14 protein-coding genes and 5 pseudogenes are annotated in these 20,332 nt (G+C 60.0%); 8 read left to right on the top strand and 11 right to left on the bottom strand.

The annotated features are described in order from the left end of the window. A partial coding sequence (locus ACP151_RS19040) for an IS481 family transposase (protein ID WP_424980202.1) occupies window positions 1–955 on the bottom strand: 955 nt, incomplete at its 3' end. Between the two features lie 124 nt (window positions 956–1,079). On the opposite strand from ACP151_RS19040, the pseudogene ACP151_RS19035 reads away from it, so the two are divergent. The 3 pseudogenes from ACP151_RS19035 to ACP151_RS19025 all read left to right on the top strand — a co-directional run. Further along, window positions 1,080–1,461: pseudogene (locus ACP151_RS19035) on the top strand (transposase); the annotation flags it as partial. A 228-nt stretch (window positions 1,462–1,689) separates the two neighbouring features. Continuing rightward, window positions 1,690–2,716, top strand: a pseudogene (locus tag ACP151_RS19030) (IS110 family transposase). 381 nt (window positions 2,717–3,097) lie between these two features. Next, window positions 3,098–3,214: pseudogene (locus ACP151_RS19025) on the top strand (IS3 family transposase); the annotation flags it as partial. A gap of 62 nt (window positions 3,215–3,276) precedes the next feature. On the opposite strand, the gene ACP151_RS19020 reads toward ACP151_RS19025, so the two are convergent. The 7 genes from ACP151_RS19020 to ACP151_RS18990 form a co-directional block, all read right to left on the bottom strand. After that, window positions 3,277–4,800, bottom strand: a complete 1,524-nt coding sequence (locus ACP151_RS19020; protein ID WP_424980461.1) for an amidohydrolase — start codon at window positions 4,798–4,800, stop codon at window positions 3,277–3,279. Window positions 4,801–4,934: 134 nt separating this feature from the next. Then, window positions 4,935–6,248, bottom strand: coding sequence for a TRAP transporter large permease (locus tag ACP151_RS19015; RefSeq protein WP_424980460.1), 1,314 nt, complete (start codon window positions 6,246–6,248; stop codon window positions 4,935–4,937). Beyond that, window positions 6,241–6,858: a TRAP transporter small permease subunit gene (locus ACP151_RS19010; protein WP_424980459.1), complete on the bottom strand. Its 618-nt coding sequence runs from the start codon at window positions 6,856–6,858 to the stop codon at window positions 6,241–6,243. Before ACP151_RS19010 ends, ACP151_RS19015 begins: the two co-directional genes overlap by 8 nt. After that, on the bottom strand, window positions 6,858–7,874 hold the full coding sequence (gene dctP, locus ACP151_RS19005) for a TRAP transporter substrate-binding protein DctP (RefSeq protein ID WP_424980458.1): 1,017 nt from the start codon (window positions 7,872–7,874) through the stop codon (window positions 6,858–6,860). The genes ACP151_RS19010 and dctP overlap by 1 nt, the downstream gene beginning before the upstream one ends. An 85-nt stretch (window positions 7,875–7,959) precedes the next feature. After that, window positions 7,960–8,889: a CobW family GTP-binding protein gene (locus ACP151_RS19000; protein WP_424980457.1), complete on the bottom strand. Its 930-nt coding sequence runs from the start codon at window positions 8,887–8,889 to the stop codon at window positions 7,960–7,962. After that, entirely contained in the window at window positions 8,889–10,646 is a 1,758-nt protein-coding gene (locus ACP151_RS18995; protein ID WP_424980456.1) for an amidohydrolase, read from the bottom strand. Before ACP151_RS18995 ends, ACP151_RS19000 begins: the two co-directional genes overlap by 1 nt. A gap of 23 nt (window positions 10,647–10,669) precedes the next feature. Further along, on the bottom strand, window positions 10,670–11,746 hold the full coding sequence (locus ACP151_RS18990; protein ID WP_424980455.1) for an arginase family protein: 1,077 nt from the start codon (window positions 11,744–11,746) through the stop codon (window positions 10,670–10,672). Between the two features lie 155 nt (window positions 11,747–11,901). On the opposite strand from ACP151_RS18990, the gene ACP151_RS18985 reads away from it, so the two are divergent. Further along, window positions 11,902–12,861: a LysR substrate-binding domain-containing protein gene (locus ACP151_RS18985; RefSeq protein WP_424980454.1), complete on the top strand. Its 960-nt coding sequence runs from the start codon at window positions 11,902–11,904 to the stop codon at window positions 12,859–12,861. Between the two features lie 146 nt (window positions 12,862–13,007). On the opposite strand, the pseudogene ACP151_RS18980 reads toward ACP151_RS18985, so the two are convergent. The 3 genes and pseudogenes from ACP151_RS18980 to ACP151_RS18970 form a co-directional block, all read right to left on the bottom strand. Beyond that, window positions 13,008–13,448: pseudogene (locus ACP151_RS18980) on the bottom strand (transposase); the annotation flags it as partial. A 138-nt stretch (window positions 13,449–13,586) separates the two neighbouring features. Further along, window positions 13,587–13,856: pseudogene (locus tag ACP151_RS18975) on the bottom strand (hypothetical protein); the annotation flags it as partial. Between the two features lie 225 nt (window positions 13,857–14,081). Then, a complete protein-coding gene (locus tag ACP151_RS18970) occupies window positions 14,082–15,587 on the bottom strand; it encodes a sensor histidine kinase (RefSeq protein ID WP_424980453.1) in 1,506 nt (501 codons plus the stop codon). Window positions 15,588–15,843: 256 nt separating this feature from the next. Here ACP151_RS18970 and ACP151_RS18965 point away from each other — a divergent pair, with 256 nt between their 5' ends. The 4 genes from ACP151_RS18965 to ACP151_RS18950 all read left to right on the top strand — a co-directional run bounded on the left by ACP151_RS18965 (window position 15,844) and on the right by ACP151_RS18950 (window position 19,917). Next, window positions 15,844–17,265 carry a methyl-accepting chemotaxis protein gene (locus ACP151_RS18965; protein WP_424980452.1) on the top strand — a complete coding sequence of 474 codons (1,422 nt, stop codon included), beginning with the start codon at window positions 15,844–15,846 and terminating at the stop codon, window positions 17,263–17,265. 101 nt (window positions 17,266–17,366) lie between these two features. Beyond that, window positions 17,367–18,119, top strand: coding sequence for a 5-oxoprolinase subunit B family protein (locus tag ACP151_RS18960; protein ID WP_424980451.1), 753 nt, complete (start codon window positions 17,367–17,369; stop codon window positions 18,117–18,119). Then, window positions 18,116–19,147 carry a biotin-dependent carboxyltransferase family protein gene (locus ACP151_RS18955; RefSeq protein ID WP_424980450.1) on the top strand — a complete coding sequence of 344 codons (1,032 nt, stop codon included), beginning with the start codon at window positions 18,116–18,118 and terminating at the stop codon, window positions 19,145–19,147. Before ACP151_RS18960 ends, ACP151_RS18955 begins: the two co-directional genes overlap by 4 nt. After that, window positions 19,144–19,917 (top strand): LamB/YcsF family protein, encoded by a 774-nt coding sequence (locus tag ACP151_RS18950; protein WP_424980449.1) that lies wholly within the window; start codon window positions 19,144–19,146, stop codon window positions 19,915–19,917. Before ACP151_RS18955 ends, ACP151_RS18950 begins: the two co-directional genes overlap by 4 nt. The last annotated feature ends 415 nt before the right edge of the window (window positions 19,918–20,332 follow it).

Here is a 20,332-nt window from a genome sequence, read left to right as displayed (position 1 = left end):
TGTTCAGTCCCGGCATCTGGTGGATCGGATCGATGATGAAACGATCTGGCTCTGAAGTCCAGATTTTGCAGATGTATTCGTAGGGCGTGAGGCCGCTGAGAGTTTTGAGTCTGCGGGCAAAGTTGTAGGCAGCCATGAAGTCGCCGAGATGTGTTCGTAACTGATCGTGGCTTTCGTAGTGGTATCGCTTCACTGTCGCCTCTTTGATCGTGCGGTTCATCCGCTCGACTTGGCCATTGGTCCACGGATGGTTCGGTTTGGTCAGGCGATGCTCGATCCCGTTGGCCTCACAGATCATGTCGAAGCGCATCTGCCGGGAGTATACTCTGTTCCGGTTTCGTGGCTGTTCGGCGAACTGGATACCGTTATCGGTCAGGATCGTATGGATGCGATAAGGGACCGCCTTGAGCAAATGTTCGAGGAATTCCCAGGCGGTCTTGCGATCTGCCTTGTCGACGAGGTGGGTGACTGCAAACTTGCTGGTCCGGTCAATGCCAACGAAAAGATACAGCTTGCCCTCCGCAGTCTGCACCTCGGCAATATCGATATGAAAAAAGCCGATGGGGTAGCGCTTGAACCTCTGCCGCTTAGGCTTGTCGCCCCCGACATCCGGCAAGCGCGAGATGCCATGCCGCTGAAGGCACCGATGCAGCGCTGACCGCGTCAGATGCGGGATCGAGGGCTGGAGCGCATAGAGGCAATCATCCAACGGCAGTAGCGTATGCCGCCGAAATGCGACGATCATGGCCTCCTCGGCTTGACTGAGAATGGTTGAGCGAGGCTCTTTCGGCCCTGTTTTGCGATCCTCAACGGTCTCGCGCTTTCGCCACTTGGCAACAGTCTTCGGGTTGATCCCGAGTTCCTTGCTCAGCGCCGCGATCGAAGCTTGCGATCGCTGTATTGCTGCTCTGACAGCGTGCGTGGTCGTGGCGCTCCCGTGACGAACTTGTCCCATAGTGCTTCCTTCCATTCCAAAGAACAGATCGCACCATCAAACCATGGGATCAAACACCTAAGGTCAGGACCCAATGATTTTCGCTTATCGGCGTGATTCACGGTTCGAAAATAGAGCGGTGAACATGTCAGATCTTTTCTGGCTTTCGGATGCGCTGATGGCGCGTCTTGAGCGCTTCTTCCCGACGTCCCATGGCAAGCCGCGCGTCGATGATCGGCGTGTGCTGAGTGGGATTATCTTTATCAATCGCAATGGCTTACGGTGGCGTGATGCGCCTGCAGCCTATGGCCCGCACAAGACGCTCTACAATCGCTGGAAGCGGTTGAGCGACAAGGGGGTTTTCGTCCGGTTGATGGGGGCTGGCTGCTGAGCACGACGAACATAATACCGTCATGATCGACGCGACCTATTTCAAGGCCCACCGAACGGGGGCGTGGATGCCTGATCCCTTGGCCTGGTGCAATCGACGCGCCTCGCGCAATGGACATTCTATAGGCGCGACGAAGCGGGTATCGCAAAAGCGCGGTCAGAGCTTACGGCACTATTGGACTAGGCGCTGCCCAATGAGTGTTCGTTCGCGGCAGAAAACCTTGATCAGAGTTCAGCGTGGCACAGAGCGTGTCGCGGTGAGGGCCGTCAACGATCCAATAGACTGGCTCTGATGCTGTAGCCACCCCCCCGACGGCATCGACGTGCCAAGGTGGGATCGCAACAATCCATATTGGGAGGCGGTCATGTCGGAGATTATCACGGTCGGGCCGGATCTGGCGAAGAATGTGTTCCAGGTCCATGGTGCTGACAGCAATGGCAGTGCTGTTTTACGCAAGACGCTCAAAAGGGCCCAAGTGCTTGAATTCTTCGCTAAGTTGCCGCCCTGCCTGGTGGCGATGAAGGCCTGCGGGGGCGCGCATTACTGGGGGCGGGAGCTGGCCAAGCTCGGTCACGACATCAAGCTCATCCCGCCCGCCTTTGTGATGCCCTTCATCAAGCGGCAAAAAATGACGCGGCGGACGCTGAGGCTGTCTGCGAGGCGGCGCAGAGACCGAATATGCGCTTCGTGCCGGTGAAGAGCGAGGAAACGCAAGGGCGGCCAGTGTCTTGCGCGTCCGGGCATTGCTCATCCGGCAGCGCACCCAGGCCATCAACGCGCTCCGCGGACACCTCACCAAGTACGGCTGGGTCGTGCCACAGGATGCGGCAAATGCCCGGCGCCTGGTCGCCCTTGTCGCAGACGAGGCCTCGGGCCTGCCCGCCACGGCGCGGGCCTCTCTGACGGTCCTGACTGCAACGCTTGCCCAGCTCGACAGTCAGATCGAGAGCCTGGATGCCGAGATCGACCGGCGTGCCAAGACGGATGAGGTTGCCCGGCGCCTGATGACGATCCCTGGCATCGGCCCGTTGATCGCCACGGCTATCGCCACTCTGGCTCCGCCGCCGGAAGCTTTCCGGAAGGGACGAGACTTCGCGGCCTGGCTCAGCCTCACGCCGCGGCAGCACTCGACAGGCGGCAAGCAGAGGCTCGGCGCCACAACAAAGATGGGCGAGCGCTCTTTGCGCCGGTTGCTGATCATCGGCGCCAACAGCGTGATCATCAAGCGGCACTGCCACGCTTCGGCGCGCCCAGGCACGTGGTAGGCGGGAATGCTGGAGTGGAAGCTGACGATGCTGGTCCGGGTCGCCCTCGCCAACAAAATGGCGCGGATCGTCTGGGCCCTTATGGCTCGCGGCGATGTCTACCAGTCTCCGATCGCGGCGGTATAAGCCGACCAGCGGTCACGAAGACGTCGGAGCATAAGAGGGCAAGGAACAGTTTGGCGCAACAGTCGTGAGACGGGAGCGGGAGAACCAGTGTGCAACAGAGTGCCTTCGAGCAGGCGGCTTTGATCTGGACCCGACCTTCGAACACCATACGGGCTCGCGGCATGACGATGGCCGCATCACGAGGCCGACCATATGTCAGCACTCGACAACGCGCCAGATACAGCTCTCAAATTCCCTCTGGCGCAAGGGGCGGTTACATATGTTGCACAAATCCAGTGATGAGCGGACTACTCCTTCTTGCGGATGGATTTAGCCTACAGGCTGGCTCTGTTGCGCAAATCGGAGAAAGGAAATAATTTTGTGAATCCAGCATGTTAGACCTGCGTAGTGGTCAGCGACAACGGAACGGAACTGATGTCGAATGCCCTCCTGAAATGGCAGGAGGGCCGCAAGGTCGTGTGGCACCACATTGACCCAGATAAGCCGATGCAAAGAGGCAGAAAAGCTTGTATGCTCTCCTGATTGGCATCGGGAAATCCATCGGGAATACCAAACAGACTTTACCCGCCAGCGGGAAACCACCAGTCAAACCCTCGTGGCGTTGTGACATACTCTGGCCAGCGGAAGTCGAGCGGCGGCTCATAATCGCAAAGCGGTGGAATCCAGTTTTCCCCGCCAATCCCACCGCCGGTACGCTGGGTGAATTCGTCCATTGCGCGCGCACGCGCGTCTGCGTCCTCAAGCAGGCGCAGTGCTGAGGCTGCACAGACTTTGGCGGCAGTCTGCACCATCGGATCAATTGTTGCGGGTATCCCGCCAAGCGCGTTCATTGCCCAGGCGGGAATCGCAGAACCAGATGGTGCGCGCAGCGCCGGGCGGGCCACGTAGAACCTGGCGGTCGGCGTGTGCCAGCACATATCGGTGTAGTCGTCCGAGGTTGAATGCAGTTGTTCGGGGGGGAGCGACCTGCGCAGGATTGCTTCGGCCTCATGTGGGTCCTGCAGCCGAGTGAGGGCATCAATGAAGGGGTCCGGGGTGGCGGGAAGCCCCAGGTTTCGCTGTACTTCGCGCCCCATTTCAAGGCCGTTTTCCGGCCATACTGGTGGGCCAACTGCCTGCATGACATCCCAGACCAGATTTGCCATGGCGTGATTGGCTAGGCCAGGACGGGATTTGGCAACCCAATGGCGTTCATAGCGGCAGCCTGTCATCTCAGCGGCGGCGCGGGCATTGCGGTCAAGCCCAGCGATCACCTGTTCGGCCATTTCAATTGTGGGCACGCGCATCATGTAATTGATGTCGGCCAAGGCGGCAGGCAGGTTGTCGGCGGTGGCCTGCCCGGCCGTCAGGATCGCTTCGGAGATAGACCAGCCACCTGAATGCGGCAGCATTGAATCGCGCAAGGTTTTGGAGCTGGTGTACATCAGGTTCAGCGCATCATTGGCCCCAGGCGCCCGGACTGCATTGTGTGCCTGCGGAATGGGCGCGCCATCGCGCATGCCCCAATTTTCGGGCTGATCGCAGATGAAACGGTAGATGACCGAATAGGCAGCACCGCAATGAGTATCCCAGCGCACCGTGTTACACATGGGCAGCATATAGAACGGGTGAAAGGACAGCATGCCCGCCAGCCCGTCATAATAGCCCTTGGCCGCGTGAATGGGTTTGGAGCCGCGCACTTTCTCAGCCGGCTCGCCGGTAAAGCGCAGCCCGCCCTTGATCCCGTGTTTTTCCATCGCGGCCTTGGTCGCCAGCAGCCCGCCAAGCGCGCCAATCCCCAGCCCGGAATGCGGATCCGTATGGCCGCCTGCATGGACGTTCAGCCCCTCGCGCGGTGCTTGATACGGGACCGCCGCCTGGCAGTTGCCAGGAATGCCGTCATATTCAGCATACATTCCAACCACCGGCCCTGCAGCATTGTGCCACTCGGCGCAAAAGGCTGTCGGCATGCCGCCGGATCCTTCCTCCACCGTAAACCCCTCAGCTCGCAAACGTTCAACATACCAGGCCGCCGAGCGGTACTCGCGCCAGGCGGTTTCACCGTGATCGAATATGGTGGCGCACCAGTCCGACAATTCGGGCATGCGCTGATCCACATAGGACTGTGAGGTTTGTTGAGCGGCAGTAAAAGGCATGGCGTCACCGGATCAGGCGTTGTGATTAATAGTTTCCGGCGGCACTGGCCCGCCGGAAAAACATGGTCAATGCCTGCGCCGGATCAGAACAGCAGACCCGGCAGCCATAGGGCGATCTGCGGGAAAGCCACGACCAGCGCCAGACCCAGAATCTGCAGGATCACAAACGGAATGGCCGACCAGTAGATATCACCGATGGTGATCTCCTTGGGCGCGACAGAGCGCATGTAGAACAGATTGTAGCCAAAGGGTGGCGTCAGATAGGCCGACTGCATCGACAGCACGAACAGAACCGCAAACCATGTGGTGTCATACCCCAGATCCTTCACGATCGGGACAAACAGAGGAATGGTGATGAACAGGATCGCGAAATCATCCAGGAACATGCCCAGAATGAAATAGGTGGCCAGCATGGTGATAATCACCCAGATCGGCGCCAGATCGTTGTCTTCGACCAGTTCGGTCACGATCTGTCCGGCACCCAAACCGACATAAATCTTGGAAAAGAAGACCGCAGCCAGGGCAATCCACATCAGCATGCCCATTATCTTGGTGGTGGACAGCATGACATACTTCAGCATGTCCAGGCTGAGACGGCGCTGGAGCCCCGCAATCACCAGAGAGCCGAACGCGCCGATGGCCGAGGCCTCAGAGGGAGAGGTCACACCGCCGATGATACAGCCCAGAACGGTGGCAATCAAAAGGCCGGGGGCGATGAGAAACCGCAGCGATGCGAGCTTTTCCATTGTGGTGTAGGTCTCGGTCGCAGGCGGGCCCATTCGCGGGTTTATCCGGCAGCGTATCAGGATGTAGGCAATATAGATCGTTGCCAGCATCAGTCCCGGCACGAGACCGGCGGCAAACAGCTTGCCCACAGAATCGCGCGACAGGAAGGCATAGATGATCATCAAAACCGAGGGTGGGATCAGAAAGCCCAATGCGCCGCCTGCCATGATCGTGCCGGTCACCAGCCGCTTGTCATAGCCGTGTTTCAGCATTGAGGGCAGCGCGATAATGCCCAGCGACACTGTGGCTGCACCTGACACACCGGCCATGGCGGCAATCAGCGCGCAGATGATCACGGTGCCAATGCCCAAGCCACCGGGCCAGCGGCCCATCAGCTTATGCATCATCGTAAACAGATCATCGGTGATACCGGACCGCTGCAGCACTAGCCCCATGAAGATGAACATCGGCAGTGCTACCAGCAGGAAATTGTCCATCGAGCTGAAGGTCGAAGTGATCAGCAAGTCCAGCCCGCCATCACCATAAACCACGTAGGCCATGACCGCGCCGCAGGACAGCAATGCAAATGACAATGGCGATCCAATCGCCATCAGCACCAGCATCGATGCGAACATGATCAGCGTAATTACAAGCGGGTCGAGGTCAAGCATCGCCGTTTCCAGTTGGTTTTAAGGCCGTTTCCGGCTGGTCTGGCAGTGCTTCGGCTGCCAGCACCGGATCGGCGGGTTCGTCCTCTGCGCGGCGTGGATCATCGTAGTCAACACCCAGCGCAGTCAGCACCGAACGCAGCAATTCTGCCAGAACCTGCAACAGCAGCAGGCCCACCGCGATGGGGATCACTGTTTTGATCGGGTAAAGCGGCGGCTGCCAGATACTTTTGTTGGAGAACTCGCGCACGGCCCAGCTGTCGGCTGCAAAGGCGATGGCCAGTTTCAGAAAGACAGCAAGCACCACCAGCACAAAGGAAAACGTGACAACATCCAGCGCAGCCCTGGCACGTTCGGGCAAGGCGCCCCAGATTACTTCGCTGCGCACATGGCCCTGATGGCGCAGCGTATAGATGCCGGCCAGAATGCAGAAACCACCATACAGCATAGTGCTGGTTTCATGGGCCCAGATGGTCGGGCTGTTGAAGAAATACCTGGCAACGATTTCGAACATCAGCACGGCGATCATCACCAAGGTCAGCCAGGAAATGGCCCGCCCGAGAAACTCGGACAGGCCGTCCTGAATGACAAGATATCTTGTCACGATCTGCATCAAAGCCGGCCTTTGGCCTTGGCGTTGGCCGCGATCAGGTCGATCAACTTCTGGTTCCGCTCGGACCGGCCGGCTTCTTCCGTCCAGACGCTTTGCGCGGCTTCGGTCAGCGCCTTGGTGTCATCCGTCGGCAGGGTGCTGAACTCAAAGATGTCATCCGGGAAGGATGTGTTGCCGTTGTTCAGCCAGGCTTCGACCTTGGCGGCGAAATTGGCGACTTCCTCTTCCACGATGGTCCGTTGCTCGTCGCTCAGCTTGCCCCAGGTGTCCGGGTTGGCCAGGTAGGTTTCGGTCCAGCCCGGTGTCAGCATGTTGAGGCGCGTGTAGTATTTTGCGCTCTCGTTCAGTTTCAGGTGCTGATAATCCACCGCACTGCCATAGATCACCCCGTCAATGACGCCGGTCGACAGGCCGACATACAATTCCTGACCAGGCAGGGACACGGTTGGGATTTCGAACTGCTGCAAAACCTTGGCAACATTCGATGTCGCGCGGATCTTGAAGGTCTTCAGGTCGTCCAGGCTGTTGACCGGTTCCTTTGTCAGAAGATCATAGTCTGAGCCATAGGATTTGCCCAAGAACACAGCGCCGGCTTCGGCATAGGCTTCGGTCAGCAGCGCCTGTGCTTCGGGCGTGCCCAGAACCTCTTTGGCTTCTTCGATGGTGGTCCAGGCACCCGGCAGGCCGGTTTCGATGTTGCCGATGTCCACTTGGCCAGACCAGTAGCTGCCGACGCCATGAGCGATATCAATGGTGCCTTTGGCCACCGCATCCACCAGCTGGTCGGACGGAACCAGCTCACCGCCGCGGAAATACTGAATGCGCACGCTGCCATCGGTGCGGTCTTTCACGGCCTTCCGGAATTCCTTGGCGATATCGTCGATTTCGGTGCCGAAATAGGTATGGAAACGCAGGCGCAGAGTGTCCGCTGATGCGGCTGTTCCAAGACACGCAGCCGCGACGGCGCCCGCAATGGCACCGAATGCCGTCCGGCGGGCCATAAGTTTGAAGTTCATGATATCCTCCTTATCGTAACTTCGTCTGTAGGATCGTGAGTACAGGGCTGCGGGGCAGGGGCCTTTTAGGCCGCGGCCAGCATGTTCAGCCGGGGGGCTGGCTAACCTCCAGTTCCTGTTTTATTTGCTCAGCGGTGATCGCCTTGGCATAGCCGATGCCGACGATGGCTGTTCGCGGCGGGCCGTCCCAAGTACCTGATTTTGCAAACTCGGTCCGGGCACCGACTTTGTTGAAAACGATGCGTTCTCCCGGAAATTCCGAGCAGAAAATTATGCCTTTGGCGCGGTACAGCGCGCCTGACATACGTTTCAAGCTGGCTTGCAACAACTTGTAGGATACAGGCTCTGTGCTGGACCAATGGGCTGACACAAACTGGCTAGGCAAGGCGGTTTCGGGTACCGCAGCCTCCAGCGCGCTGGTGCTGCGGCGCTGGTCCAGCAAGACTTCAACCGGCACTTTGCCATCGATTGCTTCAAGAACCGGAAGATCGGCAAACAGCCAGCGATCATAGACCGTGCGCCGCGCCTCTTCGGCTACCAGATCGGTTTTGGTCGCGACAATCAGGTCGGCGGCCTCAATCTGGCTGCGTACCAGATGATGCGCCTCGTCGGACAGGCTGTCGATATTGGCGACATCGATCAATGTGACCACGCTATCCAGCCGGGCAAAGCGGCTGAGCTGCGGATAACCGAAGACCGAAGCAATGCGGCCGGGCTGCGCGACGCCACTGGTCTCAATCAAGAGGTATTCCGGCGGGGTCCTTGAGGTAAACATGGCGTGCAGTTGGGCGACCATATCGCTTTGAATTGAGCAGCACACGCAGCCGTTTGAAAGCTCCATCACCTCACGTTCGCGCTTGATGATCAGATCGGTGTCGATGTTGACCGCGCCGAAATCATTCACCAAAACGGTAATGTCGCGGGCTTGATCGGACTGCAGCAACTGGTTGATCAGCGTTGTTTTTCCCGCCCCCAGAAAGCCGGATATAACCGTCACAGGAATGCGGCTGTCCATCAGATCACCACCGGGTAAAAATCGGGAACGTCGGAGGTGACCCTGCATTCCTGCTGGCTGCCTTTGGTCCAGCCATCTGGATCATGCACAACCGCGCCATCAAGCATGGTCATTTGCACCTCGGTCTTGTGAAGCTGCCCCTTGGGGCTGATCTCCAGCAGGTTCTGATCCAGCACGATCATATCCGCTGCCTTGCCAGCTGTGATGGATCCCGCCTGATCCTCCATGCCCATGGAGTAGGCGCCATTGATCGTGAGCATCCGGATGGCTTCGGCCACAGAAACAGGATCGCCAAGCTGGCCTTCCATCTCGCCCCATGGGTTCTGCCTGGTCACCAGAGCTTCGAAGCCGATCCACGGGTCGATGCTGCTGACCGGCCAATCGGTGCCCATCACGGCCACGCCGCCATGATCCAGAACGCCGCGCACATTGTAGGCTTTCTGCAGCTTGTCGCCATAGGCCGATCGGGCGCCAATGGTGAAATTGGACGGGTACCAGCCGACGGGTGAGAATTCGGCAATCACATCCAGTTCCTTGAACCGCTGCAGATTGCCTTCGTGCAGGATGGTGCTGTGGGCGCATTGATGGCGCATGCCAGGCCCGTTGCGGCGGCGGCATTCCGCAACCGCGTCAAGGAAGATGTCCGAGGCGCCGTCGCCGGTACAATGGGCCACCACGCGGATGCGCTTGCGGTCCATCTCTGCCACCATGTCATAGATATGTTCGGGCGTCAGGTTAAGCGAGCCGCGCCAGTCCTTCTCGTTGGGCCAGGGCGACAGGAAATAAGATGTCCTGGGCTCTGCTGTACCGTCGAAGTGGAATTTGACGGCATTGGCATTCAGCCGCTTTGACCGGTAATAGTGGCGCTCGCCGGCCAACAGCTCCCAGCGGCGCGCCACTGGGAAAATGTCATCCTGCCAGCTGATCGCCGCCTCCACCCGCACGGGAAGCGCACCGCTCAGGTCGATTGCGCGTAGGGCATCCAGACGGTTTTCGCAGACATGCACGTATTTGGTTGCCACCACGCCACGCGCGGATTGGAACCGTGCCCCTTCGCTGTAGGCACGCACCAGGGCATGCTGCGGCGGAGGCGGCATCGCTGCCATAATCATAGCATAAGCGCCGTCGACCAGAATGCCGTCCGGTTCACCTGTCAGCGGATCGCGGACGATATAGCCGTTGTTCGGATTTTGTGTTCCGACGGTCACGCCAGCCAGTTCCAACGCCTTGGAATTGGCCATGCAACTGCCCCACATCCGATCCATGATGGCAACCGGCCGGTCGGGAATGAAACTGTCGAGCCATTCTTTGCCCGGTGCGATGCCTGCTTTGCGGAAATTGTAATGCACAAAATGCTTGCCGAAAATCCAGCCGCCGTTGGCGTCAGTGGCGAGGTGATCCGCGGCATAGGCCAGTATGGCGTCCCGGACCTGATTTGGTTCTGGGGTTTCGAGGCCGACGTCCAGATAGTCAGAGTATTTCGGTCCCAGGGCCAGGTCGGGGTGCGTGTGCATGTCGTAAAGACCGGGCATGGCAAAGGCCCCGTCTAGATCCTTAACAAACGTGTCGGCACCGATCAGCGGTGCGATGTCTTCGTTAGAACCGACCGCCAGGAATTTCCCGTCCTTGACGGCGACGGCTTCGGCCCAGGGCTGAGCGTTGTCGACAGTGTAGATCCGGCCATTGGTGAACGCCATATCCGCCCCCAAGTCACGTTTGGGGCTGTTGGTCGAGATATGTTGCGTGAAGTTTGTCATCGATTACGTTCTTTGGCTTTCGTTCAGGTCCAGTGGGTTGGGCGGCGTTCACCGTGACGGCGGCTGCGGGCCTCGGCCAGCAGGCAAAGCATTTCAAACGCTGTACCTGCGGCCAGACAGGCGGACATGCCGGTCGGGTCATAGGGCGGGCTCAGCTCAACCAGGTCGGCACCCACGACATTCACGTCATACAGCCCGCGGATAATGTCGCGCACCTGTTCACCCGTCAGTCCAAAGGGCTCAGGCAGGGTTGTGCCGGGCATGACAGAACAGTCAAAAGCGTCGGTGTCGATCGACAGGTAAACCCGGTCGCTGCCCACCACGCGGCGGGCTTCTTCCAATGCGTATTCGACACCCCGCGATTGCAGCTCCTCGGCCAGCATGACCCGCATGCCGGCTTGTTCGCCGAATTCTGCCCGCGGCACTCCGCGTCCGCGCAGCCCGATCTGTATGGTCTTCTCCGGGTCAATGAAGCCTTCTACGGTGGCCACCTGGAACAGCGTGGCATCCGACACCCGAACCCCTTGGAAGTTGGTTGCAGTGTCTGCATGTGCATCGATATGCACCAGCGCCAAAGGGTCTTCGCCATTGTTGCTGAGTGCGCGCAGGATACCGTAGGTGCAGGTGTGCTCTCCTCCGATACTGAGCGGGGTGACGTCGTTTTTCACCAAGTCGGCGTAAAGCGCAGTGATGTCATCCAGGCAGGCGTCCAGGCTGTAGGGATTGGTGGAAAACTCCAGATCGCCCCAATCCGCGATCCGGCACAGGTCATAGGGGCATGTGCGGGTGAAATGGTTCACCATGTTGCGGTCCAAAGACCAATAGCGCACGGCCTCAGGCCCCTTGCGGGTGCCGGGACGGGGATTGGGCACTCCCAGATCCAGCGGCAGGCCGATCATCGCCAGATCCAAAGCGTCAAGATCTTTGGTATGAGGCGCGCGGAACATGCCCAGCGTGTTAAAGTTGTTTGAGACCATCTCGACACCTTCGTCCACAGCGCGTCGAAGGAAGGGGCCGAAATCCGGATCTTTTAGGTCAAACAGATCGCGGTTTGCCAAAGCGGCATAGCGGTTCAAGCGGTCTTGAGGCAGGCGTGGCATGTAGTCTCCCGTTCGCAGTCCCGGCAGGGAATTGGGTGCGAGTATTGTGTGAGAGTTTTTTTATCGTCAAATGAAAGAAACTTGGGTAAATTTGCAAAAAATACTCAAGTCACCAACGCATCTACTGACTTTCCACGTGTGAAATGGATATGGAAATGAGCTATCCCTCTGCTGACAGGCCCTGGAAACGTTACCCGTCGATGACGGCGCTTCGCATGCTGGATGCGATTGCCAAACTGGGGAACATGCAGGCGGCTTCCCGTGCTCTGAATGTCACGCCCAGTGCCGTATCACATCAATTGCGCCATCTTGAGGAGATGCTGGGTGTCAAACTGGTCCACCGGGCCGGACGGCGGACTGAGCTGACCTCGGCTGGAAACCGGTATCTGCATCAGATACGCAAAGCGCTTGAACTGATTGAATCTGCGGCCCACCCGCCGGATGCAGAGCCTCGGGGCCATCTGCACATCAACTGCCCCTCGGGTTTTGGGAACTACTGGCTGGCGCGAAAGCTTGGGGAGTTTTCGGCTCTTTATCCCAATGTCACGCTTCAGATTTCAAGTGGGACGGGGCAGGCTGGGGCCCTGGCCAAGGAAGTGGATTTGGCGATCCACTATGGGGACGGTGCCTGGCCGGGGCTGGCGGTCCGGCATCTGTCAACTCCCCGCACCTTTCCAGTATGCAGCCCGAAACTGCTGGAGCGTGTCGACAGGCTGCGCAGTCCGGATGATCTGAAAAAGCTGCCACTCCTTCATCATACTGATACCAGCGACTGGGTGCTGTGGCTGGCGTCCGCGACGCGCAAAACAATCGAAGTGGACCGCGGCACTACATTTTCCGATATGACCCATGTGATTTCTGCGACAATTGCTGGAAATGGCGTAGCCATCAGCGATTCACTGCTGGCCGAACAGGCCCTGGCGGACGGCAAGCTAATCCGGTTGTTTGAGACTGAGGTGCTTGCCCGGCAATCCTATTACCTCGTGGCCGAAAAGGAGCGTCTAGAGCGTGGAATTGCCCGCATTGCAGTTGAATGGCTGTCGCGTGAATTCCACGAATATGTGAGCCTGCCTCAAAGAAGTATTCCTCCCGGCTCTGTTGCACAAATCGGCTGATGGCCGGGGTTCCCCTTTCCCCGGACGGACTTATCCCACGGGCTCTGTGACAGGGATGCCGAGCGCGGTATCGCCGTTCAGAACGGCGATACGGACCTGAAGCTCCGCGCCATGAGGCGCTGCCCCAGCAGTTTCACGCAGTGCATCCACTGACCGGCAGTGCATTGCGGAGCAATGTCACGAGAGGGGATCAGCAGGTGCAACGGGCCCTTGGAGCCGCGATAGGGGATATTGACGGCCAGCGTCTTCTGGCGGCGCGACAGCGTGCTGAAGTCGGGCACCGTCCAGTCGAGGCCAGCCAGTCGCAGCAGACTTTCGACGAACCCGGTTGTCTGCCGAAGTGCCATCCCGAACAGCACCTTCATCGAAAGGCACGTCTGTATAGCGGCGTCGCTGTAGCTCTGCTGGCGGCCACGCCTGCCTGTCGGCGCGCCATCCCAGCTCATCTCAGGATCGAACCAGCCTTACGGCGATTGCGGGCAATCGCCTACCGGCCAATGGATCGTCAGCGAACCCCGGCGCTTGAGCGCTTCGTTATAGTCTGGCCAGTTCTTGGTCCTGTAGGTCGGGGCTGTAGGTCTGCTCATCCATCCCAGCTACCACGCTGGATTCATGAGATGAAACCCACACGGAATTTGTGCAATAGAGCCCCGACAAAGTATAAGATCAGGAATTGGTCGTCCTACAACGCAGCATTGAGACGGCGGGGGTCTTTCCAATAGTCAGACGCAGTGAACCTTTGTCTCACCAGGGCTCTGGCGGTGGTATCTGCTTAGTCGTTGCCAGAGCGCCGATCAAAATACATCGAGGCACGCATCGCTTCATTCCGGGCCGTGGCACGTGCCGGGGTGGGTTTCCACGGCTTTGCATTCTTGCGCGGAAGGATGAGGGCGTAGTCTTTACGGTTGGCCTCTCTCATGCATGTGAACATGCACTGTCGGGCAGTGGATGGCGTCATGGCATTTGCCTGTGTCGTAGGCACCATTGGCCGTCAAGTACATGGAGTTCAGCGCCTCTGAAAACTGTACAAAACGGTGATGGGATTTGACCAAGAGAATAATTTTGACGCGGCCTGCGCAGTGGTGACCGATTGGGGCAAGACGCTGGCTTTTCTGGATTTGAGCCGGGTCAGGACAGCGAGCCGCTTTTGCCTTGGCGGTGCCGCAAAGCGGGAGCGCCCGTTCTGTTTCAGCGGGGCAGGCCGGGTTTGAAGTCCTCCGTCAGTCCTCGTCCTTTGCGTTGCGCTGCTGTTTGGGCCAGGTGAAGCGGAAATCGCTGCCTTCACCCGGCGTCGAGCGCAGGGTCACTGTGCCGCCGACATGCTGCACATGTTTTTGAACGATAGACAGGCCCATGCCGCTGCCCTCCACCTGGTCCCGTGATTTCAGTGTCTGGAACATCTTGAAAATCTGGTCATGGTATTTGGGGGCGATCCCGGGGCCGTCATCCGCCACCGAAAATGCCCAGTGGCTGTCTTGCTCCTCCAGAGTGACGTCCACTGTTCCTGTGCCTGTCTCACTGTGCTTGACGGCATTGGAAACCAGGTTGGCAAAGATCTGGATCAACGGCATTTTCGGGATCTCGATGTTCTGGAACGCCGGATCGATGCGGATTGTGAAGCCAGCGGGGGCGTTTACCAGCATCAGCGCGTCCTGTATCACTTTGGAACCCGGAACCGGCTGCTGGTGCTGGGTGCTGTCCGCCCGCCCGATCCGCGAGTATTCCAGCAGGTCGTCCAGCAGCCGGTCCATTCGCCTCACCCTGGAGCGCAGCAGTTGCAGGTTTTCCCGGCTGTCTTCATTCATCACTTTCGCCAGGTCCTCCTCGAGCCAGCTGGCAGTATTGTCGATCACCCGCAACGGCGCACGCAGATCATGCGAGGCCACATAGGCAAATCCGTCCAGGTCCCGGTTGGAGCGCGACAGCTCTTCAATGAAGGCCTCGCGCTCTTTCTCGGCGCGTTTCTGTTCGGAAATGTCACGGACAATCCCGCTGAACAGTACAATCCCGCCGACGCGGACCTCGCTGACGGAAAGATGCAATGGGAAAGTGCTGCCGTCCTTGCGTCGACCGCGCACTTCGCGGCCGACGCCGATGATCATTTTCTGGCCGGTGCGGAGATAATTGTGCAGATAGCTGTCATGCGCTGAATGGTCGGGGTCGGGCATCAGAAGTTTCACGTTCTGGCCAACGGCCTCTTCTGTGCTGTATCCGAAAATATGTTTGCAGGCACGGTTATAGCTCAGGATGTTGCCAGAGGTGTCAATGGTGATCATCCCGTCGACCGTTTTCTCCTGAATTGCGGAGAGTTCGCTTTGCTGCTGCTCTTGTGCGGCCTGGATGGTCTTCTGACGGAAGACAATGAACGCGAGTAGCCAGAGCGCCAGGATCGTCAGGCCTCTGTTGGTCAGCGTGATCCATGCGTCTGCGGCAGGATGCGGGGCCAGGACATAGCCGAGAACTGTCAAGGCCGATGCAATTGCGGCATAGAGGTAGGCTGCGGATGGTTTTTCGGCCCAGAGCGCGCAGAGGACCACACCGGTGTAGATAAGCCCGGCCGCTACCCCCAAGGGGGTCAAGTAGTCGAACGCCAGCCCGGCAGCGGCGGCCAGCGCTGCTGCGAAATGGGCGTGTCGGCCGGCGGCAAGGCGCCCGGGAGGCCGCCGATGGGGGCCTGATTGGCGGGCAAACATCATACGCGGGTTGTCCTCTTTAGTGTAGGTCACTGTCACCCCGGCTGCCGATTGTCGGCCGTGTCTCCAGCCAGCGGGCGGCCTGTCCGTGCAGGGTACATTCTCTATTGGGCCGATCAAGAGGAAAACAATCCTTGGTTGTATTTCGGGACGGCTTTTAAGACCTGGCAGCGGGGGGGGCGTTTGGCGGCGGCTGCCCGGCGACCATGGTCGGGGTTAAGAATTTTATGCCGAATTCACTGTAGCGTCTCGCGGAAAGTTCAGAATCAGGAACGCGCGGAGACTTAAGATGTTTTTCAAATCCAAACCGGCTAAGCCGACAGCGCAGGCAAACAGTGCTGAAATGATTGCCGATATGGTGGACCGCACGCAGGCCACGATCCAGTTCAAGCCGGATGGCACAATTCTGACGGCCAACAGCAAATTTCTTTCCGCGCTGGGGTACAGTCTTGAGGAAATCGAGGGCAAGCACCATTCGATGTTTGTGGCGCCGGATCTGGCGGCCGGTGCGGACTACAAGACGTTCTGGAAAGAGTTGGCGGGAGGCCGGGTGTTCACGGATCAGTTCCCGCGGGTGACCAAAACCGGCGAGACCATCTGGATCCAAGCCACCTATGCGCCGGTTACAGGGCCGGATGGCACGGTGGTGCAGGTGGTAAAGGTGGGGACCGATGTAACGGTGCGCCGCCGCGGTCTGCAGGAAATTGCCCGGGGCCTGGAGGCGATGAGCGAAGGCGACCTTGGCGTCCGGGTCACTCTGTCGGAACAGGCGGACATTGCGGCGCTGGGTGCGGCCTTCAACCGTTCAGCAGTGCAGCTGGAAACGGCAATGGGGGCGGTGGCCTCTGTATCGGATGCAGTGGAGCGCACAGCGGAAGAGATTTCCAGAGCCGCCGGTGATCTGTCTCAGCGGACCGAGAGCCAGGCGGCCACCCTGGAGGAAACCGCTGCCGCGCTGGAAGAGCTGACCGGGACGGTGCATTCTTCGGCAGAAGGGGCTGAGAAGGTGGACCGCATTGTCAGTGAAGCCAAGACCGCCGCCGAACGCAGTGGCTCGGTTGTCACCGACGCAGTGGCGGCGATGTCGCAGATCGAGACATCCTCTGAGGAAATTGCCAAGATTATCGGCATGATCGACGATATTGCGTTTCAGACCAACCTGCTGGCGCTGAACGCTGGCGTAGAGGCGGCCCGGGCCGGCGATGCCGGTCGCGGTTTTGCGGTTGTGGCTTCGGAAGTGCGGGCGCTGGCGCAACGGTCTGCCGGCGCCGCCGGCGAAATCAAGGATCTGATCAGCCAGAGCAAGCAGCAGGTTGCCAGCGGTGTCGATCTGGTGGGCCGCACCGGGGAGGAGCTGAAGCAGATCATCGACAGTGTCGGAACGATTTCCACCCATATCAGCGGGATTGCGGCAGGTGCCAAGGAACAGGCGACGTCGCTGAGCGAGATCAACATGGGGGTTTCGCAGCTGGATCAGGTGACCCAGCAGAATGCCGCCATGGTGGAGGAAACCTCTGCCGCCAGCCAGCAGCTGTCGTCGGATTCCGGCCAGCTCACCCGCGAAGTGTCCAAGTTCAAGGGGGCAGCAGCTCCGGCGCCGGCTGCTTCTGCGGATGTGCTGGCGTTCCAGCGCCCGGCGGCTCCGGCGCCTGTGTCGCCAATGGCGCCGGATGCAGGCCTTGCCGCAGCACAAGGTTGGGACGATTTCTGAACCACCCCCGCCGGAGAGCTGCGCTGTCTGGGCTTGAATTGACATGTTGACACTCCCTGTCTGCGCCGCAACGCTGGCCGCAAAAGTGACGGGGGGACAACATGGACAGCCAGACTGCTGCAGCATATCCGCGGCTCAGCCGCGCCGGGCTAAGCGGCCTTCTGGTCAGTTTCGGCGGCAGCCTCAGCGAGCCGCCCAACCGGGCGGCGCTTGCCTTTCGCACCGCGGTAGAGGCGCAGGCGCTGGATGGCGTGGTGGAAACCATGGCGTCGCTGGCGTCGGTCTTTGTCCGGTTTGAGCCCGCCTTTCTGCCGCATCAGCAGCTGGAGGCGGCGCTGCAGGAGCTGCTGGCCACGCAGGACTGGCTGCAGGCGCCGCTGCCGGCCGGTCGCCGGTTCTGGCGCGTCCCCACGGTATACGGCACCGATCTGGCGCCGCAGCTGGCAGAGGCCGCAGATGCGGCAGGTCTGAGCGAGGCGCAGGCAATTGACAGCCTCGGCGCTGCACGGGTGCGGGTGTTGACCATCGGATTTGCGCCGGGCCAGCCCTATCTCGGCTCTCTGGGGCCGGAATGGGATCTGCCGCGGCAGACGGAACTGACCCCAATGGTGCCGCGCGGCGCGCTGGTGCAGGCCATTCGCCAGTTCGTGCTGTTTTCCAATCCGGCACCCACCGGCTGGCGCCATGTGGGCCAAACCGGGCTGCAGCTGTTTCAGGCAAGTTCAGAACAGCCCTTTACCTTACGCCCGGGCGACGAAATGCAATTCGAGCCGGTGTCCAAAACGGACTTCCTGAAGTTTTGCGCGGACGATCCGCAGCGCTGCGGCGCCATCCTGTCGGAGGTGACGGAATGAACGGTCTTCGGATCATGCGCATTGGCCCGGCCGCATCGGTGCAGGACATGGGCCGACCGGGCCTGCTGGGGCAGGGCGTGTCACAGGGCGGCGCGGCTGACACTTTGGCGTTGGCCGAAGGTGCAGCACTGCTCAGGCAGGATCCGGGTCTGGCGGCACTGGAAATGGGCGGCATGGGGGGGGAATTCGAGGCCATTGGCCCTGTGCGGATCGCTCTGACTGGTGCGCCGATGGCAGCAGTGCTGGATGGCGAGTCGCTGGCCTGGAATGCGTCGCACCAGATGGAGGCCGGCCAGCGCCTGACCATTGGCGCAGCTCGTGCCGGCGTCTATGGTTATCTGCATCTGGGCGGTGGTATTGCCACGGAACCGCTGCTGGGCGCGCGCGCCGTGCATCTGATGGCGGGGCTGGGCAGGGCGGCCGCAGTCGGCGATTTGCTGCCTGCAGGCCCGGATCAGAACAGCGAAACAGGCCTGGTGCTGGCAGCCGAAGAGCGTTTCCAGGGGGGCGAACTTCGGATCATAGAGAGTTTCCAGAGCCACCTGTTCGCGGCTGCCGTCCGTCGTCGTTTCGCGGCTGTCGCATTCAGCCGCGGCAGTCGCGCCAACCGGATGGGCGTGGAAATGGTCTCGGAAGGCGAAGGCTTCGCCGCTGAGGGGCAGCTGAATATCCTGTCGGAAGTGATCCTGCCCGGTGACGTGCAGATGACCGGCGAGGGCAAGCCCTTTGTGCTGATGCGCGAGTGCCAGACCACCGGCGGCTACCCCCGGATCGGCACCGTATTACCCTGTGACCTGCCCAGGGTGGCGCAGGCGCAGGCGGGCGCGGTACTGCGGTTCCGCTGGGTCAGCCTGGAGGATGGCCTAGAGATCCAGGCCAAGCACGAAAATACCCTCAAATCCCTGCCCGCAGCCTGCCACCCGCTGGTGCGCGATCCGGCGGCGGTCCGGGATTTGCTATCTTATCAATTGATCAGCGGAGCGGTCTCGGCAGAGGCAGACCCTTTTGCAGCAGGAGAAAATCCATGACCAAGACTGTCGACCTGAATGCCGATATGGGGGAGAGCTTCGGCCCTTGGAAAATGGGGGATGATGCTGCGCTTCTGGACATCGTGTCCTCGGCCAATATCGCCTGCGGCTTTCACGCGGGCGACCCGGATGTGATGGCGCGGACCATGGTGCTGGCGCAGGACAATGGCGTGGGGATTGGTGCCCATCCCGGTTTCATGGACCTGCAGGGCTTCGGCCGCCGCAAGATGCATGTGCCGCACGGCACGCTGGCGAATATGATGCGCTACCAGCTGGGGGCCGCCCGGGGCATGGCGCAGGCCACGGGTGCTCAGGTGCGGCACCTGAAACTGCACGGTGCACTGTCCAATTTGGCTTGCGTTGACCACGCGATGGCGCGGGCCTGTTACGAGGCAGCACTGGATGTCGATCCGGACATCATCATCATGGTGCTGGCAGCCACCGCCATGGAGGAGGTGGTGCGTGAGCTCGGCTGCAACTGGTGCGGCGAGATCTTTGCCGACCGTGCCTATAATGATGACGGCACCCTGGTCGACCGGTCCCAGCCTGGTGCAGTGATCCATGATCCGGACCTGGCAGGCCCGCGCATTCTGCAAATGGTTCAGGAGGGGGCAATCATCACCAAAAGCGGCAAACGCATCCCGGCAGCCATCGACACCATTTGCCTGCATGGCGACACCGCTGAAGCGGTGCAGCTTGCAGCGTCGGTCCGGTCCAGTCTGACCGACGGCGGGATCGGCATCCGGACCTTTCCGGGCCGCCGGGGCTGAAAAGCGCAAGCGATCCGGTCGCCGCGCAGGTCTCAGGCAGCTGATGTGGCCCCAAGCTGAGAGGACTCCCGCAAAAAATCGGCGCTTGGCTGCGGGAGGCGGCCTTTCCGAGTCGCAGGAAAAAAGCCCCGGCTTGTGCACTTTGCCTTGGCACCCCCTATATATAGTAGAGGGTGTCGGCGGGGCGCTTCTGACCCCGTCTGCCCGCGCTTGCCGGGACTTCCTTTTCGAAGCTGATCGACGCTTTGAATCCTCCCTAAGCCTCTGATTTTATTGGTGTATCACCCCTTTTCCGCAAAAAGTCGCAGAAACTTCAAAAAAGGGCTTGCGACTCTCCGGCACTAACCATAGAACACCCCTCACCGGCGGCGCTGAGGCGCAGCTGAGACACACCGGACGGGACGGCGGCGACGCG

The organism is Leisingera sp. S232 (assembly GCF_049800895.1).
Classification (GTDB): Bacteria; Pseudomonadota; Alphaproteobacteria; order Rhodobacterales; family Rhodobacteraceae; genus Leisingera.
Note: the sequence above shows the minus strand (reverse complement) of the source record. Positions and strands in the feature narration are given on the sequence as shown.

Excerpts from the sequence above, each read along its gene's own strand:
- ACP151_RS19020 (WP_424980461.1), bottom strand. The coding sequence starts at position 4,800 with ATGCCCGAATTGTCGGACTGGTGCGCCACCATATTCGATCACGGTGAA.
- ACP151_RS19015 (WP_424980460.1), bottom strand. The coding sequence starts at position 6,248 with ATGCTTGACCTCGACCCGCTTGTAATTACGCTGATCATGTTCGCATCG.
- ACP151_RS19010 (WP_424980459.1), bottom strand. The coding sequence starts at position 6,858 with ATGCAGATCGTGACAAGATATCTTGTCATTCAGGACGGCCTGTCCGAG.
- dctP (WP_424980458.1), bottom strand. The coding sequence starts at position 7,874 with ATGAACTTCAAACTTATGGCCCGCCGGACGGCATTCGGTGCCATTGCG.
- ACP151_RS19000 (WP_424980457.1), bottom strand. The coding sequence starts at position 8,889 with ATGGACAGCCGCATTCCTGTGACGGTTATATCCGGCTTTCTGGGGGCG.
- ACP151_RS18995 (WP_424980456.1), bottom strand. The coding sequence starts at position 10,646 with ATGACAAACTTCACGCAACATATCTCGACCAACAGCCCCAAACGTGAC.
- ACP151_RS18990 (WP_424980455.1), bottom strand. The coding sequence starts at position 11,746 with ATGCCACGCCTGCCTCAAGACCGCTTGAACCGCTATGCCGCTTTGGCA.
- ACP151_RS18985 (WP_424980454.1), top strand. The coding sequence starts at position 11,902 with ATGAGCTATCCCTCTGCTGACAGGCCCTGGAAACGTTACCCGTCGATG.
- ACP151_RS18965 (WP_424980452.1), top strand. The coding sequence starts at position 15,844 with ATGTTTTTCAAATCCAAACCGGCTAAGCCGACAGCGCAGGCAAACAGT.
- ACP151_RS18960 (WP_424980451.1), top strand. The coding sequence starts at position 17,367 with ATGGACAGCCAGACTGCTGCAGCATATCCGCGGCTCAGCCGCGCCGGG.
- ACP151_RS18955 (WP_424980450.1), top strand. The coding sequence starts at position 18,116 with ATGAACGGTCTTCGGATCATGCGCATTGGCCCGGCCGCATCGGTGCAG.
- ACP151_RS18950 (WP_424980449.1), top strand. The coding sequence starts at position 19,144 with ATGACCAAGACTGTCGACCTGAATGCCGATATGGGGGAGAGCTTCGGC.